The following is a 1,088-nucleotide window of genomic DNA, read 5'->3' as shown; positions in this document are numbered from 1 at the left end:
CACCGTGCGGCGGTGGTGGCGGCCGACCGCGACGAAGCCCTCGCAGCACTCGACGCCCTCGCCAACGACCAGGACCACCCCGCCCTCCACCGCGGCGAAACCACCACCCCCGCCCGCCTCGCCTTCCTCTTCACCGGACAAGGCAGCCAGCACCCCGGCATGGGCCGCGAACTCCACACCAACCACCCCGAATTCGCCACCGCCTTCGACACCGCCTGCGCCGCCCTCGACCCCCACCTCGACCACCCACTGCGCGACATCGTCTTCGCCCACGAAGGCACCCCCCACGCCGCACTCCTCCACCAGACCCGCTACACCCAACCCGCCCTCTTCGCCCTCCAAACCGCCCTCCACCACCTCCTCCACACCTGGGGCATCACCCCCCACTACCTCGCCGGCCACTCCATCGGCGAAATCGCCGCCGCCCACGCCGCCGGCATCCTCACCCTCCAAGACGCCGCCACCCTCGTCACCACCCGCGGCCGACTCATGCAAGCACTCCCCACAGGCGGCGCCATGACCGCCATCCAAGCCACCGAAGAAGAAATCCTCCCCCTCCTCAACGAACACGTCTCCATCGCCGCCATCAACAGCACCACCTCCCTCGTCATCGCCGGCGACGAACCCCACGTCCAACACATCGCCGACACCCTCGCCACCCAAGGCCGACGCACCAAACGCCTCACCACCAGCCACGCCTTCCACTCCCCCCACATGGACCCCATCCTCGACGAATTCCACCGCACCGCCACCCAACTCACCTACCACACACCCCAAATCCCCCTCATCACCAACAACGGCGACCCCACCACCCCCGAATACTGGACCCACCACATCCGCCGAACCGTCCGCTACCACGACACCGTCCACACCCTCCACACCCACGGCACCACCCACCACCTCGAACTCGGCCCCCACCCCACCCTCACCCCCCACACCCCCAACACCACACCCCTCCTCCACCACAACCACCCCGAAACCCACACCCTCCTCACCGCACTCGCCACCACCCACACCCACGGCCACACCCCCACCCCACCCACCACCACCCACACCCACCCCAACCTCCCCACCTACCCCTTCCAACG

At 68.8% G+C, this 1,088-nt stretch carries 1 protein-coding gene; it reads left to right on the top strand.

Annotated features, from left to right (window positions below; all coding sequences use genetic code 11):
• Positions 1-12: 12 nt before the first annotated feature.
• On the top strand, positions 13-1,088 hold a 1,076-nt coding region (locus tag ACFVSN_RS45205), incomplete at its 3' end, for an acyltransferase domain-containing protein (RefSeq protein WP_380511608.1).

The sequence above is a fragment of the Kitasatospora sp. NPDC057904 genome, from assembly GCF_042887925.1.
Classification (GTDB): Bacteria; Actinomycetota; Actinomycetes; order Streptomycetales; family Streptomycetaceae; genus Kitasatospora.
Note: the sequence above shows the minus strand (reverse complement) of the source record. Positions and strands in the feature narration are given on the sequence as shown.